This is a genomic window from Phytohabitans rumicis (assembly GCF_011764445.1).
GTDB classification, from domain to species: Bacteria; Actinomycetota; Actinomycetes; order Mycobacteriales; family Micromonosporaceae; genus Phytohabitans; species Phytohabitans rumicis.
Genome location: NZ_BLPG01000001.1, coordinates 5,877,314 through 5,892,278, shown reverse-complemented (window position 1 = coordinate 5,892,278; position 14,965 = coordinate 5,877,314). Strand labels below are relative to the sequence as shown.

The 14,965-nt window shown below is 72.5% G+C and carries 15 protein-coding genes and 1 pseudogene; 7 read left to right on the top strand and 9 right to left on the bottom strand.

The annotated features are described in order from the left end of the window. Nucleotides 1-113 precede the first annotated feature (113 nt). Nucleotides 114-752 carry a DUF4870 domain-containing protein gene (locus Prum_RS54560; protein ID WP_308785439.1) on the top strand — a complete coding sequence of 213 codons (639 nt, stop codon included), beginning with the start codon at nt 114-116 and terminating at the stop codon, nt 750-752. Here the strand turns inward: Prum_RS54560 and hemW are convergent. Then, nucleotides 745-1,941, bottom strand: a complete 1,197-nt coding sequence (gene hemW / locus Prum_RS26810; protein ID WP_173079003.1) for a radical SAM family heme chaperone HemW — start codon at nt 1,939-1,941, stop codon at nt 745-747. The genes Prum_RS54560 and hemW overlap by 8 nt on opposite strands. 17 nt (nt 1,942-1,958) lie before the next feature. Between hemW and Prum_RS26805 the strand changes: the two genes are divergently transcribed. From Prum_RS26805 to Prum_RS26795, 3 genes are all read left to right on the top strand, one after another. After that, a complete protein-coding gene (locus Prum_RS26805) occupies nt 1,959-2,783 on the top strand; it encodes an enoyl-CoA hydratase-related protein (RefSeq protein ID WP_173079002.1) in 825 nt (274 codons plus the stop codon). Nucleotides 2,784-2,865: 82 nt separating this feature from the next. Beyond that, nucleotides 2,866-3,729: a hypothetical protein gene (locus tag Prum_RS26800; protein WP_173079001.1), complete on the top strand. Its 864-nt coding sequence runs from the start codon at nt 2,866-2,868 to the stop codon at nt 3,727-3,729. 233 nt (nt 3,730-3,962) lie between these two features. Beyond that, nucleotides 3,963-4,850 (top strand): phytanoyl-CoA dioxygenase family protein, encoded by an 888-nt coding sequence (locus tag Prum_RS26795; protein WP_246278113.1) that lies wholly within the window; start codon nt 3,963-3,965, stop codon nt 4,848-4,850. 89 nt (nt 4,851-4,939) lie between these two features. Here the strand turns inward: Prum_RS26795 and Prum_RS26790 are convergent, their stop codons facing one another. The 4 genes from Prum_RS26790 to Prum_RS26775 form a co-directional block, all read right to left on the bottom strand. Beyond that, on the bottom strand, nt 4,940-5,218 hold the full coding sequence (locus tag Prum_RS26790; RefSeq protein ID WP_173078999.1) for a GlsB/YeaQ/YmgE family stress response membrane protein: 279 nt from the start codon (nt 5,216-5,218) through the stop codon (nt 4,940-4,942). 22 nt (nt 5,219-5,240) lie between these two features. Next, nucleotides 5,241-5,726: an NUDIX hydrolase gene (locus Prum_RS26785; RefSeq protein ID WP_173078998.1), complete on the bottom strand. Its 486-nt coding sequence runs from the start codon at nt 5,724-5,726 to the stop codon at nt 5,241-5,243. Continuing rightward, nucleotides 5,726-7,585 carry a translation elongation factor 4 gene (lepA, locus tag Prum_RS26780; RefSeq protein ID WP_173078997.1) on the bottom strand — a complete coding sequence of 620 codons (1,860 nt, stop codon included), beginning with the start codon at nt 7,583-7,585 and terminating at the stop codon, nt 5,726-5,728. The genes Prum_RS26785 and lepA overlap by 1 nt, the downstream gene beginning before the upstream one ends. Before the next feature lie 71 nt (nt 7,586-7,656). Next, nucleotides 7,657-8,265 carry a DUF4240 domain-containing protein gene (locus Prum_RS26775; RefSeq protein WP_173078996.1) on the bottom strand — a complete coding sequence of 203 codons (609 nt, stop codon included), beginning with the start codon at nt 8,263-8,265 and terminating at the stop codon, nt 7,657-7,659. A gap of 48 nt (nt 8,266-8,313) precedes the next feature. Here Prum_RS26775 and Prum_RS54555 point away from each other — a divergent pair, with 48 nt between their 5' ends. The 3 genes from Prum_RS54555 to rpsT are packed head-to-tail and all read left to right on the top strand — an operon-like array spanning nt 8,314 to nt 9,789. Next, a complete protein-coding gene (locus Prum_RS54555; protein ID WP_308785378.1) occupies nt 8,314-8,805 on the top strand; it encodes a hypothetical protein in 492 nt (163 codons plus the stop codon). After that, entirely contained in the window at nt 8,802-9,500 is a 699-nt protein-coding gene (locus Prum_RS54550; protein ID WP_308785377.1) for a phosphotransferase family protein, read from the top strand. Before Prum_RS54555 ends, Prum_RS54550 begins: the two co-directional genes overlap by 4 nt. 22 nt (nt 9,501-9,522) lie before the next feature. Then, complete coding sequence (gene rpsT / locus Prum_RS26765) at nt 9,523-9,789, top strand: 30S ribosomal protein S20 (protein WP_173078995.1); 267 nt, start codon at nt 9,523-9,525, stop codon at nt 9,787-9,789. An 80-nt stretch (nt 9,790-9,869) separates the two neighbouring features. On the opposite strand, the gene Prum_RS26760 is transcribed toward rpsT, so the two are convergent. The 4 genes and pseudogenes from Prum_RS26760 to Prum_RS26745 form a co-directional block, all read right to left on the bottom strand. After that, entirely contained in the window at nt 9,870-10,265 is a 396-nt protein-coding gene (locus Prum_RS26760; protein ID WP_173078994.1) for a hypothetical protein, read from the bottom strand. After that, nucleotides 10,262-11,230 (bottom strand): DNA polymerase III subunit delta, encoded by a 969-nt coding sequence (gene holA, locus Prum_RS26755; protein WP_173078993.1) that lies wholly within the window; start codon nt 11,228-11,230, stop codon nt 10,262-10,264. Before holA ends, Prum_RS26760 begins: the two co-directional genes overlap by 4 nt. A gap of 116 nt (nt 11,231-11,346) precedes the next feature. After that, nucleotides 11,347-13,659, bottom strand: a pseudogene (locus tag Prum_RS26750) (ComEC/Rec2 family competence protein); the annotation flags it as partial. Further along, the gene (locus Prum_RS26745; protein ID WP_173084181.1) at nt 13,656-14,537 is read right to left on the bottom strand and encodes a ComEA family DNA-binding protein; all 882 of its coding nucleotides are present in this window, start codon (nt 14,535-14,537) and stop codon (nt 13,656-13,658) included. The pseudogene Prum_RS26750 and the gene Prum_RS26745, both read right to left, overlap by 4 nt. Between the last annotated feature and the right edge of the window lie 428 nt (nt 14,538-14,965).

The following is a 14,965-nucleotide window of genomic DNA, read 5'->3' as shown; positions in this document are numbered from 1 at the left end:
CGACTGTAGCGAGTGCCAGTCTACGTCGCATCCCCGTACGCTCGCGATGATCACTTTAGGCAACTCAATGAGTGTGTTGTGTAGCGCGGATTGATCGGTAGTCCTACCGTGGCCTGCATGACAGAACCACCTCGCCCTCCCGGAGAGAGCGACCCCGGGGCGACGCCCCCGGATCCGACCTCTCCGCCACCACCTCCAGCGTCCTACTCGATGCCGGGCGAGGCACCCTCTCCCGGCTACGCTCCGCCACCGGCGGATACACCGCCGCCCCCGCCACCCGGCACGGGTTACCCACCGCCGGCTGGCGGCGGCTACCCACCACCGCCCGGCGGGGATATCCGCCGCCCGGCTACCCGCCACAGGGTCCGCCCGGCGGGTACTACGGCGGCCCCGCCCCGGCGGGCTACGCCAACAATGAGGAGAAGACCTGGGCCCTGGTCGCCCACTTCGGCGGCGCGGCCGGCGCGTTCGTCGGCGGTGGCACGCTGGGCTGGGTCGGACCGCTCGTCGCACTCCTGGCCAAGGGCAACCAGTCGCCGACCGTCCGCGCGCACGCCATCGCCGCGCTCAACTTCCAGCTGCTGTGGTCGATCATCACGGTGGTGTGCTGGATCCTGGTCTGCGCGCTGATCGGCTTCATCCTCGCGCCCGCCGCGATGATCATCGCGATCGTCTTCGGCATCATCGGCGGCGTGAAGGCCAACGACGGCCAGCTGTACAACTACCCGATGAGCGTCTCCATCATCAAGTAAGGTCGCGCACCACCGCGTCGGCCAGCAAGCGGCCGCGGAGCGTCAACACGACGCTCCCGGCCCGCTCCACCAGCAGCCCGTCGCCCACCGCGCGGGCCGCGGCCGCACGCCCCGCGCCGTCGAGCGCCGACAGCGGCAGCCCCGACGCCAGCCGCAGCCGCAGCATCACGTCCTCCATCCGCCGGTCGGCCGCCGACAGGACCTCCCGCCCGTGGCCGGGCGAGGCCCCCTCGGCCAGCCGGCCCGCGTACGCCGACGGGTGCTTGACGTTCCACCACCGCACGCCGCCGACGTGGCTGTGCGCCCCCGGACCGAGGCCCCACCAGTCGCCGCCGGCCCAGTAGAGCAGGTTGTGCCGGCACCGGGCGCCCTCGCTCGTGGCCCAGTTGGACACCTCGTACCAGGAGAAGCCGGCCGCGTCGAGCGCCGCCTCCGCGGCCAGGTACCGGTCCGCGGCGACGTCGTCCGAGGGGTACGGCAGCTCGCCGCGCCGCATCCGCGCGGCGAGCCGGGTGCCCTCCTCCACGATCAAGGCGTAGGCGCTGACGTGGTCCACGCCCGCCCGCACGGCCGCGTCCAGCGACGCGGCGAAGTCGTCCGCCGACTCCCCCGGCGTGCCATAGATCAGGTCGAGGTTGACATGGTCGAAACCGGCCTCGCGGGCCTCCAGCGCCGCGGCCGGCGCCCGGCCCGCGGTGTGCCGCCTATCCAGAATCTGGAGTACGCCAGGGGCGGTCGACTGCATACCCAGGGAGACCCGGGTGAACCCCGCCTTGCGCAGCCGCTGCAGCGACGCCGGCGTCACCGACTCGGGGTTGGCCTCGGTGGTGACCTCGGCGCCGGCGGCCAGCCCCCAGGTGCGGTCGATCGCGTCCAGGATGCGGGCCAGGTCATCGGGGTCGAGCAGGGTCGGCGTGCCGCCGCCGACGAAGACCGTGTCGACCCGGGGCGGCGCCACCACGGTGGCCGCCAGGGCCAGCTCAGCGAGCACCGTGCCGGCGTACGCGTCCCGGCTCGCGCCGCCACCCAGTTCCGCCGCCGTGTACGTGTTGAAGTCGCAGTACCCGCACCGGCTGGCGCAGAACGGCACGTGGACGTACACGCCGAAGCCGTGCCCGCCCAACTGGGTCCCAGGCGGCAGCGCGCCGTCGCGGGGCACGGCGTCGCCATCGGGAAGCGCACTGGGCATGTGACTAGTCTGCCCGCATGACTTCTGAGGGCGATGCGCTGGTACGCGTCGAGACCGGGCAGGGCGTGGCGACGCTCACGCTGGACAGCCCGCACAACCGCAACGCGCTGTCCACGCCGCTGATGACGCAGCTCCTGGCCGCCCTCGCCGCGGCCGAGTCGGACGACGAGGTGCGGGTGGTGGTGCTCTCGCACACCGGGCCGGTGTTCTGCTCGGGCGCCGACCTGAAGGAGACCGCCGCGGCGTACGCCTCCGGGCAAAGCGAGCGGAGCGAGCCATCCGGCACAGTTCCGGCCGCGATGCTCGGCGACGTGTTCGCGAGGCTCTGGGAGTTTCCCAAGCCGGTGGTGGCGCGTGTCGGCGGGCCGGCGCGGGCGGGCGGCCTGGGCCTGATCGCGGCCGCGGACATCGCCATCTGCACGGAGGACGCCACGTTCGCGTTCACCGAGGTGCGGCTCGGCGTGGTGCCCGCGGTCATCTCCGCTACCGTGCTGCCGCGGCTGCAACCGCGGGCCGCGGCGGAGCTCTTCCTGACCGGGGACGTCTTCGACGGGCGGCGGGCCGCGCAGATCGGCCTGGTGACGGCGGCGTCACCGGCCGCCTCTCTGGACGCCACGGTGGCCGCCTACTGCGCCGCGCTGGTCCGGGGCGCACCACGGGCGCTGGCCGGCACGAAGGGCATCCTGCACCGCCGGTCGGCCGCTACCGTACGTGAAGATCTCTCGGAACTATCTGCCCTTTCGGTGGACTATTTCCTGTCCGAAGAGGGGCGGGAGGGTGTCCAAGCGTTCCGCGAAAAGCGTGACCCGTGGTGGGTCCCGCAGGGGTCTGGAGGCGCTTAAATCCCCCTTCCGCGCCAAACCGGCCACGGGTACGGTCGGCTTCTGATCCGGGTCGTACCCTGGACGCACGACTCATGTGGGGGTGACGGTGCGTATTCGGGCAGGGGCGGTGGCCGCCATCGGGCTAGTCCTGGTGGCGGCAATTGGGCTGTACGTCGGCAACCGCGACTTCGCCCCCGACCTGAAGCTGCCCCGGCCCAGCAGCCGGGCCTGCGTCGTGCAGGCCGACGGTGAGGTGAGCCTCAACGCCGAGCAGATGGCGCACGCGGCCACCATCGCCGCGATCGGCGTGCAGCGCGGCATGCCCGAGCGCGCGGTCGTGGTGGCGCTCGCGACCGCGCTGCAAGAGTCCAAGTTGGAAAACCTCTCCGGCGGTGACCGCGACTCGGTCGGCCTCTTCCAGCAGCGGCCCAGCCAGGGGTGGGGCACGGCGAAGCAGATCGGCGACCCGCGGTACGCGGCGACCAAGTTCTACGCCGCGCTGAAGAAGGTGCGCGGCTGGGAGCGCCTGCGGGTCACCGAGGCCGCGCAGCGCGTGCAGCGGTCGGCCTACCCCGAGGCGTACCAGAAGTGGGCGGACGAGTCGGCGGTGCTGACCAACGCGCTGCTCGGCAACGCGACCGGCGCGGTGGCGTGCACGGTGGACGGCGAGCCGGCGATGCGCGGTCCGGCCGCCGCCGAGGCCCTGGTGACCGGCATGCGGCTGGACTGGGGCCGGCTGGAGACCACGTCGCCGACCGAGCTGACCGGCCTGGCCGTGCCGGCGGCCAGCGCCAAGGCGGGCTGGCGGTACGCGCACTGGCTGGTCTCGCACGCCACCGACCACGGCGTCAAGCGGGTGCGGTTTGGTGAGCTCGAATGGACGGCGAGTGCCGGTTCGTGGGCCAAGATAGGCGGCACCGTCAACGGCGGGCAGGTCGTCGCCGAGGTCTTTTCCGCGCCCTGACGGGAATGGCGACCCAAAAGGTTGCGTCATCTAAAACACAGCGGCCGCGAAATCGGACTTGTCACCCTGAATGCGCCGCTACCGGCAGGCATTTGTCACGGTCAGCAGCATGTTGATCTCTCCTCGTAGGTCCTTGCCAGGTCTTTCATAAGTCCTTCAAAATGACGGCCGGAGCCCTTTCCAACGAGAGCTACGCTCACCCCACTAAAGCTTTGCTAAAGGAAGGTGGGGCGGTGTTCGACTACGGGGACCGGACCGGCTACGAGCCGATCGGCGACGTCGACCGCAAGGAATTCCACGACCAGGGCTTCCTGCTCCTGCGGAACGTGCTGACCGAGGAACACCGTGCCGCGCTGGAGGCGGCCGTCGACCGCGTGTACGCGGAGGAGGGCACCCCGGGCGAGACGCTGCACCTGCTCGGGTTCCTGGAGCGCGACGAACTCTTCGGCGAGTTGCTCACCCACCCGACCGTCTTCCCGTACATGTGGGGGCTGGCCGGCTGGAACATCTACTCGCACCACAACCACCTCGACGTGACCCCGCCGGCGAAGGAGCCGGAGAAGCCGTACTGGGGGTGGCACCAGGACGGCTACCGGCAGAACTCGGACCCGGAGACCCTGGACCCCGACCTGCCGCGGCCGATGTTCTCGCTCAAGGTGGCGTACGTGCTCTCCGACATGTCGGAGACCGGCCGGGGCGCCACGAAGGTGATCCCGGGCAGCCACCTGCAGAACTCGCTGGCCCGCCCGTCGGACCTGACCGTGCACAACCCGGACCCCGAGGGCACGCTGGAGATCACGGCGAACCCGGGCGACGCGTTCATCTTCGACCGCCGCCAGTGGCACTCCCGCTCCACCAACCTGTCGACGGTCACCCGGAAGATCCTGTTCATCGGATACACGTACCGGTGGATCCGGCCGCTGGACGAGCTGCACATCGACAAGGACGGCCCGTGGTGGGCGGGCCGGACGCCGGTGCAGCGCCAGTTGTGCGGCGAGGGTACGCACACGGCCAACTACTGGGGCGTCAACTGGGACGGCTACGTGGACGACGAGATTCCCCTGCGGCGCGAGCTGAAGGTTCGCGGCCTGCTCGACCGCCGCATTCCCTGGCTGAGGTGAGCCCCCCTCACTCGGCCAAATGATCATGGGGTGTGCGGCGGCCACAACGACGTGGCATGCCGCACACCCCATGATCGATGGGAGGGGGGTTAGTAGCGGGAGACACCGCGGCGGCCGATGACACCGACCGTCAGGGCGACGCCGATTGCCGCGAGGACGACCTGGACGAAGATTTCGGTCCAGTCCAGGCCGGACGTGTCCGCCACGCCCGCGGCCCGTGCGATCACGGTGCCGAGCAGCGCCGCGCCCACGCCGATGAGCATGGTCAGCCAGATCGGGATGCTCTGGCGGCCGGGCACGACCAGCCGCCCCAGGGCACCGATGATCAACCCGATGATGAGTGCCGAGATGATGCCGGTAGCGGTCATGGCACCGTGAGTACCCGAGCGGTCAAACGCCCAAACGCCGCGCGGCGTCGCGGACCGCCGCATCCATCGTTTCGAAGGCCAAAGACGGCGGCTTGTCCAGGTCGAACCAGGCCATGTCGGACGACTCGCTGGGGTCGAGCGTCACGTCCGCGCCGTCCAGCGTCGCCAGGAAAAAGCAATCGAGTACGGGCAACCGCTCGCCCTGGTAGTCGTAGCTCCCGACATACATGCCGACGAAGTCACCGAGGGTGACCTCGACGCCGAGCTCCTCGCGGCCCTCGCGCACGGCGGCGGCCGCGGGATCTTCCCACCCGTCGCAGAAGCCGCCCGGCGTCTCCCACAGCCCCGCCTGCGGCTCCGCGGCCCGCTTGAGCGCCAGGAAGCGGCCGCTCTCGTGCACGATCAGGCTCCCGGTGGGGCGCGGGTTGACGAAGAGGGCGTAGCCGCACGCGCCGCACACGGTCGGTGGCGCGGCCTCCAGCTTCTGGCCGCAACGGGGGCAGAACATTACTTCTTGCCCGCCTTGCCCTCTCCACCGTCCGAGGTGGACAGGGCCGCGATGAACGCCTCCTGGGGCACCTCGACGCGGCCCACCATCTTCATCCGCTTCTTGCCTTCCTTCTGCTTTTCCAGCAGCTTGCGCTTTCGGGTGATGTCGCCGCCGTAGCACTTGGCCAGCACGTCCTTGCGGATCGCCCGGATCGTCTCGCGGGCGATCACCCGGTTGCCGATCGCGGCCTGGATCGGCACCTCGAACTGCTGGCGCGGGATCAGGCTGCGCAGCTTGGCCGCGATCGTGACGCCGTAGTTGTACGCCTTGTCCTTGTGCACGATCGCGCTGAACGCGTCGACCGCCTCGCCGTGCAACAGGATGTCGACCTTGACCAGCTCGGCCATCTGCTCGCCGCTGGGCTCGTAGTCCAGGCTCGCGTACCCCTTGGTACGGCTCTTGAGCTGGTCGAAGAAGTCGTAAATGATCTCGGCGAGGGGCAGCGTGTAGCGCAGCTCGACCCGGTCGGCGGACAGGTAGTCCATGCCGCGCAGGGTGCCGCGGCGGCCCTGGCACAGCTCCATCACCGCACCCACGTAGTCGTTGGGGGTCAGCACGGTGGCCCGGACGACCGGCTCGTAGACCTCGGCGATCTTGCCGGTCGGGTATTCGCTGGGGTTGGTGACGACGACCTCGGTGCCGTCCTCCATGAGCACGCGGTACACCACGTTGGGCGCGGTGGAGATCAGGTCGAGGTTGAACTCGCGCTCCAGGCGCTCCCGGATGATCTCCAGGTGGAGCAGGCCGAGGAAGCCGCAGCGGAACCCGAAGCCGAGCGCCGCGCTGGACTCCGGCTCGTAGTGGAGCGCGGCGTCGTTGAGCTTCAAGCGGTCCAGGGCGTCGCGAAAGTCGGGGTAGTCCGAGCCGTCGATCGGGTAGAGCCCCGAGTAGACCATCGGCTTCGGGTCCTTGTAGCCGCCGAGCGCCTCCTTGGCCGGGCGGGAGTTGATCGTGACGGTGTCGCCGACCCGGGACTGGCGGACGTCCTTCACGCCGGTGATCAGATAGCCCACCTCGCCGACCCCGAGCGCCTGCGCCTTCTCCATCTCCGGCGCGATGACACCCAGCTCCAGCAGCTCGTGCACCGCCCCGGTGGACATCATCTTGATCCGCTCGCGGGCCTCGATCCGGCCGTCGATCACCCGGACGTAGGTCACCACGCCGCGGTACACGTCGTACACCGAGTCGAAGATCATCGCGCGGGCCGGCGCGGCGGCGTCGCCCGTCGGCGGCGTGAACTGCCGCACGATCTCGTCCAGCAGGTGCGGCACCCCGTCGCCGGTCTTGCCGGACACCCGCAGGCAGTCCTCCGGCCGGCAGCCGATGAGGTGTGCCAGCTCCTCGGCGTACTTGTCGGGCTGGGCGGCCGGCAGGTCGATCTTGTTGAGCACCGGGATGACGTGCAGGTCGTTCTCCAGCGCCAGGTAGAGGTTGGCCAGCGTCTGCGCCTCGATCCCCTGGGCGGCGTCGACGAGCAGGACCGCCCCCTCACAGGCAGCCAGGCTCCGGGACACCTCGTACGTGAAGTCGACGTGCCCCGGGGTGTCGATCATGTTGAGCACGGCGTGCTCGCCCTGCTGGTCGCCCTCCCGGACGGTCCACGGCATGCGCACGGCCTGACTCTTGATCGTGATGCCGCGCTCGCGCTCGATGTCCATGCGGTCGAGGTACTGGTCGCGCATCTGTCGGGCGTCAACCACGCCGGTGAGCTGCAGCATCCGGTCGGCCAGCGTCGACTTGCCGTGGTCGATGTGGGCGATGATGCAGAAATTACGGATGCGGCCGGGGTCGGTCGAACCCGGGCTGTTCGCGCTCATCGGTGGCACAGGGGTCCGTTCTGAGTTCGGGCGTCTGCTGGCCTTCTATGCTCGCACGCCTCGCCCCTACCTCAGTCCGGTGCCTGGTTGAAGAGCGCGGCCAGGCGCGGCAGCCGCTGCGCCACCTGCTCCTCGTCGTCGAAGTCCCAGAAGTCGTCGGTGTTGGCCCAGGTGACGGCGGAGTCCGAGGCTTGGCGCGGAGCGTCAAGCCCGGAGTCTGCCGTCAGCCTGGGCCGAAGCGAGCCCAGCGAGCCATCTGGCAGGGCCCTTGGTGTGGCCTCCGGACCGGCTGGCAGGTCGGTGCCGGTGACCTTGAGGTGGGCCTCCGCCGCGGCCCGCAGCATGGCCGGGCTTTCCAGCTCCTCGCCGGTGACCGCCGCCCGCCGCACCGCCGGGAGGTCGGCCAGCGAGTCAGGGTCGCCGACCGCCCGGGCGAACGCCTCCCGCCCCTGGGCCATCAGCCAGCCCCGGAAGGCGTCGAAACCCTCGTGGGAGCAGCCGCCGTTGACGAGGTAGGCGGCGCCGAACAGGTCGACGCTCTGCGAGGCGGCCAGGACCCGCCGCAGGTGCCGGTCGAAGGCCACGATGTCGGCGGGCTCACGGCTGGCGAGATCGGCGACCACGCCGGCCGGTCGGTTGCCAGCCTCTGCGATGAGGCTCCAGAACTCGACGGTGTTCATGGGACCCGACTGTGCCAGAGGGGTATGACATCAAGGCACTATGGGTGCATGCCCAGGATCCCCATGCCGGCGGTCCCGTACGCCTCCACCGCCGTACGCCCGGACTGGGCCGATCTGCCTGCCGACCTGCGCACGGCGATCACCGCGCGGCTCGGCGCGCCGGTCACCTGGGCGACGACCGCCGGCGGCGGCTTCACCCGAGGCTTCGCCGCCGTGCTGGACACCGCCGACGGGCAGCGGGCCTTCGTCAAGGCGGCCTCGCTGAGCGGGCAGCGCCACCTGACCGACTGGTACGCCCGCGAGATGGCCGTCACCGCCGCCCTGCCCACCGCCGTGCCCGCCGCCCGGCCACAGTGGACGCTGACCGCCGCCGGGTACTACGTGATCTGCCTCGACGCGATCGAGGGCCGCATGCCCGGCCTGCCCTGGGAGCCGGCCGACCTGGACGCCGCCCTCGCCGCCTGGGCGGTCGCCGCCCAAGCGCTGCGCCAACCACCCGACGAACTCGTCGCCGTCGGGCTGCCCCGCTCTCCGAGATGATCCGCGCCGACCTGTCCTGGTGGCGGGAGATCGCCACCGGGCGGGAGACCATGCCGGCGGCGCCACCGTGGGTCGAGAAGCAGCTCGACGACCTGGTCGCGCTGGAGGCCGCCCTGCCCGAGTACACCCGGACCACCGCCGCCACCCACTGCGACCTGCGGCTGGACAACGTGCTCATCGACCCGGGCGGCGCCGCGTGGCTGTGCGACTGGAACTGGATCTGCGCCGGCCCGGCCTGGTTCGACACCGCGTCGCTGCTGGTCAGCGCGTACGCCAGCGGCCTGGACGCCGACGCCCTCTTCGCCGCCCACCCCACCACCCAGGACGCCCCCGCCGACGCGCTGGACGCCACCCTGGCCGCCCTGAGCGGCTACCTCCTCACCCGGCCCACCCACACGGGGGCCTCCCCCACCTGGCCGCCCACAACCGCTGGACCGCCGAAGCCACCCTGTCCTGGCTGGCCTCCCGCCACGGCTGGTGACCCCCTCTCTCCCCGCCTCTCCCGCCTCTCCCGCCTCTCCCCGGTGACCTCTCCCCGCCTCTCCCCGGTGATCAGGGAATGGCTCTGGCGTGTCGCGGCGCGTCAGGGGAGGAAGTCCCTGATCACCGGGATCTTGTGGGCGTTTTGGCCGCCTGCTGGCGGGCTGGTAGGCTGGCCCTTCGTGCGTGGTGACGCACCTACTCCGCAACCCTGAACTACAAGGACGAGGCTGTCGCGTGGCGAACATCAAGTCCCAGATCAAGCGCAACCGGCAGAACGAGAAGCGCCGGCTGCGTAACAAATCGGTCAAGTCGTCGCTGAAGACCGCCATCCGCAAGTTCAACGAGGCAAGCGAGGCGGGCGACGCCGCGGTCGCGACCACGCTCATGCGTGACGCCTCCCGCAAGCTGGACCAGGCCGTCAGCAAGGGCGTGATCCACAAGAACCAGGCCGCCAACCGCAAGTCGGCGATCGCCAAGCGGCTCCAGTCGCTGGCCGCCTGAGCGTTCCTGGTTGACTTCCGAGCACCGCCCTCACCCGGGGCGGTGCTCGATGCTTTCCCGAATCTCGATGCTTTCCCGAATCAGGTATACCTGCGGCTGGCCGACTGACGCGCCCGCTGGGTCGCGGCCTCGGCGTGGTCGGCCTCGGCCGGTCCGCTCGCCACGACGGCCCGCCCCACCACCGGCATGAACGCGCTCACCTCCTGGCGCAGCTTCGCCCGTTCGCGTTCGGGCGTCCGGGCCGCGGACCGGCTCACCGCGCCGGCCACCATGTCGTTGACCTTCACCATCAGGGCGACCGAGCCGGGCAGGATGAGCACCACCCACCAGCTCACCAGCTCGGCCAGCGCCAGCAGGAGGCCGAGCGCGAGCGCGCCCTCGAAGAAGACGAAGCAGAGCACGCCGCCCGGACTGAGGTGACGCAGCCTCAGCACCCGGGCGTACAGCGGGCGGTAGCGGGACAGCTCCGTGCTCATCGCCGCGCGCCCGCCCGCGCGGCCGCCACCGCGAAGATGGCGCGCTCCAGCGCGTACCCGCGGTCGTCGGAGCCGCCCTTGACCTCCGCGTTGCACACCGCCGCGGCACGCATCGCGTCGACCAGGCCCTCCGGGCTCCAGCCCCGGCCCTGGCGCTGCGCGCGCTCGATCTTCCAGGCCGGCATGCCCAGGCTGCTCGCGAGCTGATACGCGCTGCCCCGGCCCGCCGAAGCCACCCGCGCCACCGTACGCACGCCGTCCGCGATGGCGTCGGCGATCGGCACCGGGTCGACGCCGACGTGCAGCGCCCACCGCAACGCCTCCAGCGCCCCCGGCACGTCGCCCACCATCGCCGCGTCGGCGACCGTGAACCCGCTCACCTCGGCGCGCCCCCGGTAGTACCGGGCCACGGTTTCGGCGTCGATCCGCCCGCCGGTGTCGGCCACCAACTGCGAGCAGGCGGCCGCCAACTCCCGCAGGTCGTTGCCCACCGCGGCCAGCAGGGCCTCGGCGGCGTCGTCGGCACACCGGCCACCCAGGCGGCGTATCTCGTCGCGCACGAAGCTCACCCGCTCCCGGTGCCCCTTCAGCTTGGCGGCCGGGACCACGGTGGCGCCGGCGGCCCGCAAGCCGTCCGCGAACGCCTTGCCCTTCGCCGCGCCGGGGTGCGTCACCACGAGCGTGACGTCCGGGTCCGGGTGCTTCGCGTACGCCAGCAGCGCCGCGACGAGCTCCTTCTTCGCGTCCTGGCCGCTCCAGACGACGAGCAGCCGGCGCCCGCCGAACAGCGACGGGCTGACCATCTCGGCGACCTCGCCCGGACTGAGGGAGCCCGCCTCGTACTCCCGGACGTCGGCACCGGGATCGCTGGCGCGGGCGGCCTCGACAGCCTGGGCCACGGCTCTGGTGACCAGCAGCTCCTCGTCGCCGGAGACGAGCACGATAGAGGCGGGGGCCGCGGTCATCACTGAGCCATACTTGCACGGCCGCTCGTCGTCGTATCACGTTCGCTCACTCGTACGGGTTGCCGACAGATCACAGAACGCGAAAGCGGACATTTCCCCACGCCTTCTCGGGGCGGCCCTCGTGCTGCCACGGCCAGTCCCCGGTCGGTGCGCACCGCGGCCAGGTCACCGTCCACATCGGTACGCAGCACCCGGGCGCCACCGCGCGCCAGCCGCCCGAGGACGGCGGCGCTCGGGTGGCCGTACCCGTTGTCGACGCCGACCGAGACCAGCGCGACCGCCGGATCGACCGCGTCGAGAAACCCCGGATCCTGGTACGCCGATCCGTGGTGGGCCACCTTCAGCACGTCCACCCGCAGGCCGGCCGCGCCCACCCGCTCCAGCAGCGCCTGCTGCTCCTCGCCCTCCGCGTCGCCGGCCAGCAGCAGGCTGAAGCCGGCGGTGTGCACCCGCATGACGAGCGAGTTGTTGTTGGGGTCCGAACGGGTGCCGCGCAACGGATGCGGCGGGCCGACCACCTCGACGCGTACCGCGCCGAGCACGCGGGACCAGCCGGCGGTGGCCGCGGTGACCGGCACCCGGCGCGCCCCGGTGGACCTGGCGACCGCCGCCCGCCCGTACGCCGGCTCCGGCCAGTCGGGTGTCACCACCGCGTCCACGGACCGTCCACGCAGGACACCGTCGAGCCCGCCGACGTGATCGGCGTGGAAGTGGGTGAGCACAAGAAGGGACACCGCCCGTACGCCGAGGCGGCGCAGGCACCGATCCGCCGCGGCCGGCTCCGGACCGGCGTCGACGACCACCGCCCGGCCCGAACCGATCGGGATGACGACGGTGTCACCCTGCCCGACCGAGCACACCGCGACGAACCAGCCCGGCGGTGGCCAGCCGGCCGCGACCAGCCGCACCGGCAGCGCCCCGACCGTGACCGCCACGGCGACCACCGCCGCCAGCCGGCGCACCACCCGGCGGCGCGCCGCGACCAGGAACGCCACGGACACCGCGCCGAGCAGCAGCGCACCGACCACCCCGTCGGGCCACGGCAGGCTGCCGGAGGGGACGCGCGCGCCGTACCGGGCGACGGTCACCAGCCACCAGGCCGGCCATCCGCCCAGCCAGGCGGCGAACTCGGCACCCGCCGGCCAGAACGGGGACACCACCGCCGCGCCGACGCCGAGCAGCGTGGCGGGCGCGATCGCCGGCACGGCCAGCAGGTTCGCCGGAACGGCCACCAGGCTGACGGTCCCGGACAGCCCGGCCACGACCGGCGCGCAGGCGAACTGGGCGGCCGCCGGGATGGCCAGCGCCTCGGCGGCACCGGCCGGGACGCCGCGCTGGCGGAGGGCGTCTCGCCAGCGCGGCGCCAGCAACAGGAGCCCGCCCGTCGCCAGCACGGACAGGGCGAACCCGGCGTGGCCCGCCAACTCGGGGTCGAGCAGGACCAGCACGGTCACCGCCGCGCCCAGCGCCGGCACCGCAGCCCGCGGTCGCCCGGTGGCCAGCGCCACCAGCCCGATCGCGCCCATCGTCGCGGCGCGTACGACGCTGGGCGACGGGCGGGCCAGGATCACGAACCCGGCGAGTGCCACCGCGCACAGGCCGGCGCAGAGCCACGGGCCGGCGCGGGCCCAGCGCGCCGCCAGCAGGACCGCCCCGAGCACGATCGCGACGTTGGCACCGCTCACCGCGACCAGGTGAGTCATGCCGGTGGCCCGGAAGTCGTCGTCCACCGCCGGATCGAGCCGGCTGGTGTCGCCCACGACGAGCCCCGGCAGCAGGCCGCCGGGCTCATCGGGCAGCGGTGCGCAGGCCCGTTGCAGCCCCGCCCGGAGCACCCCGGCGGCCCGCTGCGGCCAGGACGGCTCGCCGTGCGGGACCGGTGCTCCGGTGGCCGAGAGCACGCCGGCGCGCAGGTCGCCGCCCCGGGCAGGTGCGAGCCGGCCGGACGCGGTCAGCCGCTGCCCGGGCAGGAGCGCGCGCCACCCCGGATCTGCGGCGAGCACCAGGATCCGCGTGTCCACCCTCAGCCGTACGCCGTCGGCGGCTCGCACCTCGCGCAGCGCCGCCGCCACCAGGTACGTCGGCGGGCGCCCCGCGGTGGAGCCGACCGCCCGCGGATCGTCGCGTACGACCAGGTCGGCGTCGACGCGGGCCCGCTCCCGGACGAGCGACGCGAGCGGCTCGGCGTCCCGGGCCACCAACCGCGCGGCCGTGGCGGCACTACCGCACACCACGCCGAGGAGCACCCCGGCCGCGACCCACCCGTACGGCACGGTGCGCCGCGCCATGACCCTGGCCACCACCACGGTCCCCAATGCGGCGACGGCGGCCACCACGATCGCCGTACGCGCCGAGGTGTGCAGGGCGGCGAGGGCGGACAGCCAGGTCGCCAAGGCGAGCCCGGCGAGACGCAGGTCGGGCGGCTTCACACCGTCACCAGCTCTTTGAGCTGCTCGTACCGGGCGTCACCGATCCCGTCGACCTGGCGCAGGTCACTCACCGACCGGAAGCCGCCGTGCCGCTCCCGATGGTCGAGGATGCGCTGGGCGAGCACCGGGCCGACGCCCGGCAGCGCGTCGAGCTGCGCCAGCGTGGCCGTATTGAGGTTGACCTTGCCGCCGCTGGCCACGCCGCCGTCCTGGCCACCGCCGCCAGCGTCGGGTGCGGCGGTCACCCCGACCAGGATCAGCTCGCCGTCGACCACCTTGCGGGCCAGGTTGAGCAGGGACACGTCGGTGCCCGGCAAGGCGCCCCCGGCCGCGGCCAGCGCATCGGCGACCCGGGCGCCGGCCGGAAGCCGTACGAGCCCGGGACGGCGCACCTTGCCGGCCACGGCGACCACGACCTCGCCGCCGCTCGGCGGTGCGGTCATGGTGTCTCCGGTGCCGCCGTCGACGGTGCTGGCCGCCTGGGCCGGCTCCGCGGTGACCGGCTCGGCATGCGGTCGGGAACGCCACGCGAAGAACCCGGCGACGAGCACCACCACCGCGGCGAGCCCAGCCAACGCCTTGACCCCGCGCCGACCCGGGTCGAACGCCGACGCGCCTCCAGCTCGGCTCGGCCGCTGGGCCGCGTCGCCACCGTCAACCCGCGCGGCCGGCTCAGCGACGCGGACCCGTCGATGCTGCGGGCCCGCTCTCGTCTCACCCCGCGGTAGGGCCGTCCGATGGACGGTCCCCTGCGGCGCACCCGACCGCGTCGGGTGCGGAACCACCGGCGGTGGCGTGCCGGGCTGCGCGGCGGGCATCGCCGGCCGTGCAGCCGTCTGCCGGCCGTGCAGCCGCAGCAACCGCTGCCGCACCACCATCTCCTCGTCGCTGGACGCTTCGCGCACGCCGCGACGCTAGGCCGGCGACACCGTCCGCCGCAGTGCCAACCTCGGCGCCTGTGGATAACCGAGGCCCCTGTGGAAAAAGCCCTGATCAAGCTCCACTGTGCTATGCAGATCCACTCCGCCACGCCCTGTCGCGGCGCCGGCTGGTCGCTTGCTCGCAGCGGACTCGCTGGGGCGACCGAATCGACGCCAGTCCGCAGGTACCTGTTGTGCGTCGCGCCGTGAGTGGGGCGCCCCTGTTGGGCGCTCAGCCGTGAGCAGGGCGCCCCTACTCCCGCCACGGCGTGCATGGGGGCGCCCCACTCACGGCGCAACACCCAATGGCGGCGCCCCACTGGGGCCCCGCCCAACCCAACCCAGCCCGACACCGCCCAGCCCAGCCCCACGCCCGCCGATCAAGG

What these genes read in the sequence shown, in the direction of transcription:
- Prum_RS26760 (WP_173078994.1), bottom strand. Translation starts at nt 10,265, where the DNA reads ATGAGCACGGAGCTGTCCCGCTACCGCCCGCTGTACGCCCGGGTGCTG.
- Prum_RS26790 (WP_173078999.1), bottom strand. Translation starts at nt 5,218, where the DNA reads ATGACCGCTACCGGCATCATCTCGGCACTCATCATCGGGTTGATCATC.
- hemW (WP_173079003.1), bottom strand. Translation starts at nt 1,941, where the DNA reads ATGCCCAGTGCGCTTCCCGATGGCGACGCCGTGCCCCGCGACGGCGCG.
- Prum_RS26805 (WP_173079002.1), top strand. Translation starts at nt 1,959, where the DNA reads ATGACTTCTGAGGGCGATGCGCTGGTACGCGTCGAGACCGGGCAGGGC.
- lepA (WP_173078997.1), bottom strand. Translation starts at nt 7,585, where the DNA reads ATGAGCGCGAACAGCCCGGGTTCGACCGACCCCGGCCGCATCCGTAAT.
- Prum_RS54555 (WP_308785378.1), top strand. Translation starts at nt 8,314, where the DNA reads ATGCCCAGGATCCCCATGCCGGCGGTCCCGTACGCCTCCACCGCCGTA.
- holA (WP_173078993.1), bottom strand. Translation starts at nt 11,230, where the DNA reads ATGACCGCGGCCCCCGCCTCTATCGTGCTCGTCTCCGGCGACGAGGAG.
- Prum_RS26785 (WP_173078998.1), bottom strand. Translation starts at nt 5,726, where the DNA reads ATGTTCTGCCCCCGTTGCGGCCAGAAGCTGGAGGCCGCGCCACCGACC.
- Prum_RS26775 (WP_173078996.1), bottom strand. Translation starts at nt 8,265, where the DNA reads ATGAACACCGTCGAGTTCTGGAGCCTCATCGCAGAGGCTGGCAACCGA.
- Prum_RS54550 (WP_308785377.1), top strand. Translation starts at nt 8,802, where the DNA reads ATGATCCGCGCCGACCTGTCCTGGTGGCGGGAGATCGCCACCGGGCGG.
- Prum_RS26745 (WP_173084181.1), bottom strand. Translation starts at nt 14,537, where the DNA reads ATGGTGGTGCGGCAGCGGTTGCTGCGGCTGCACGGCCGGCAGACGGCT.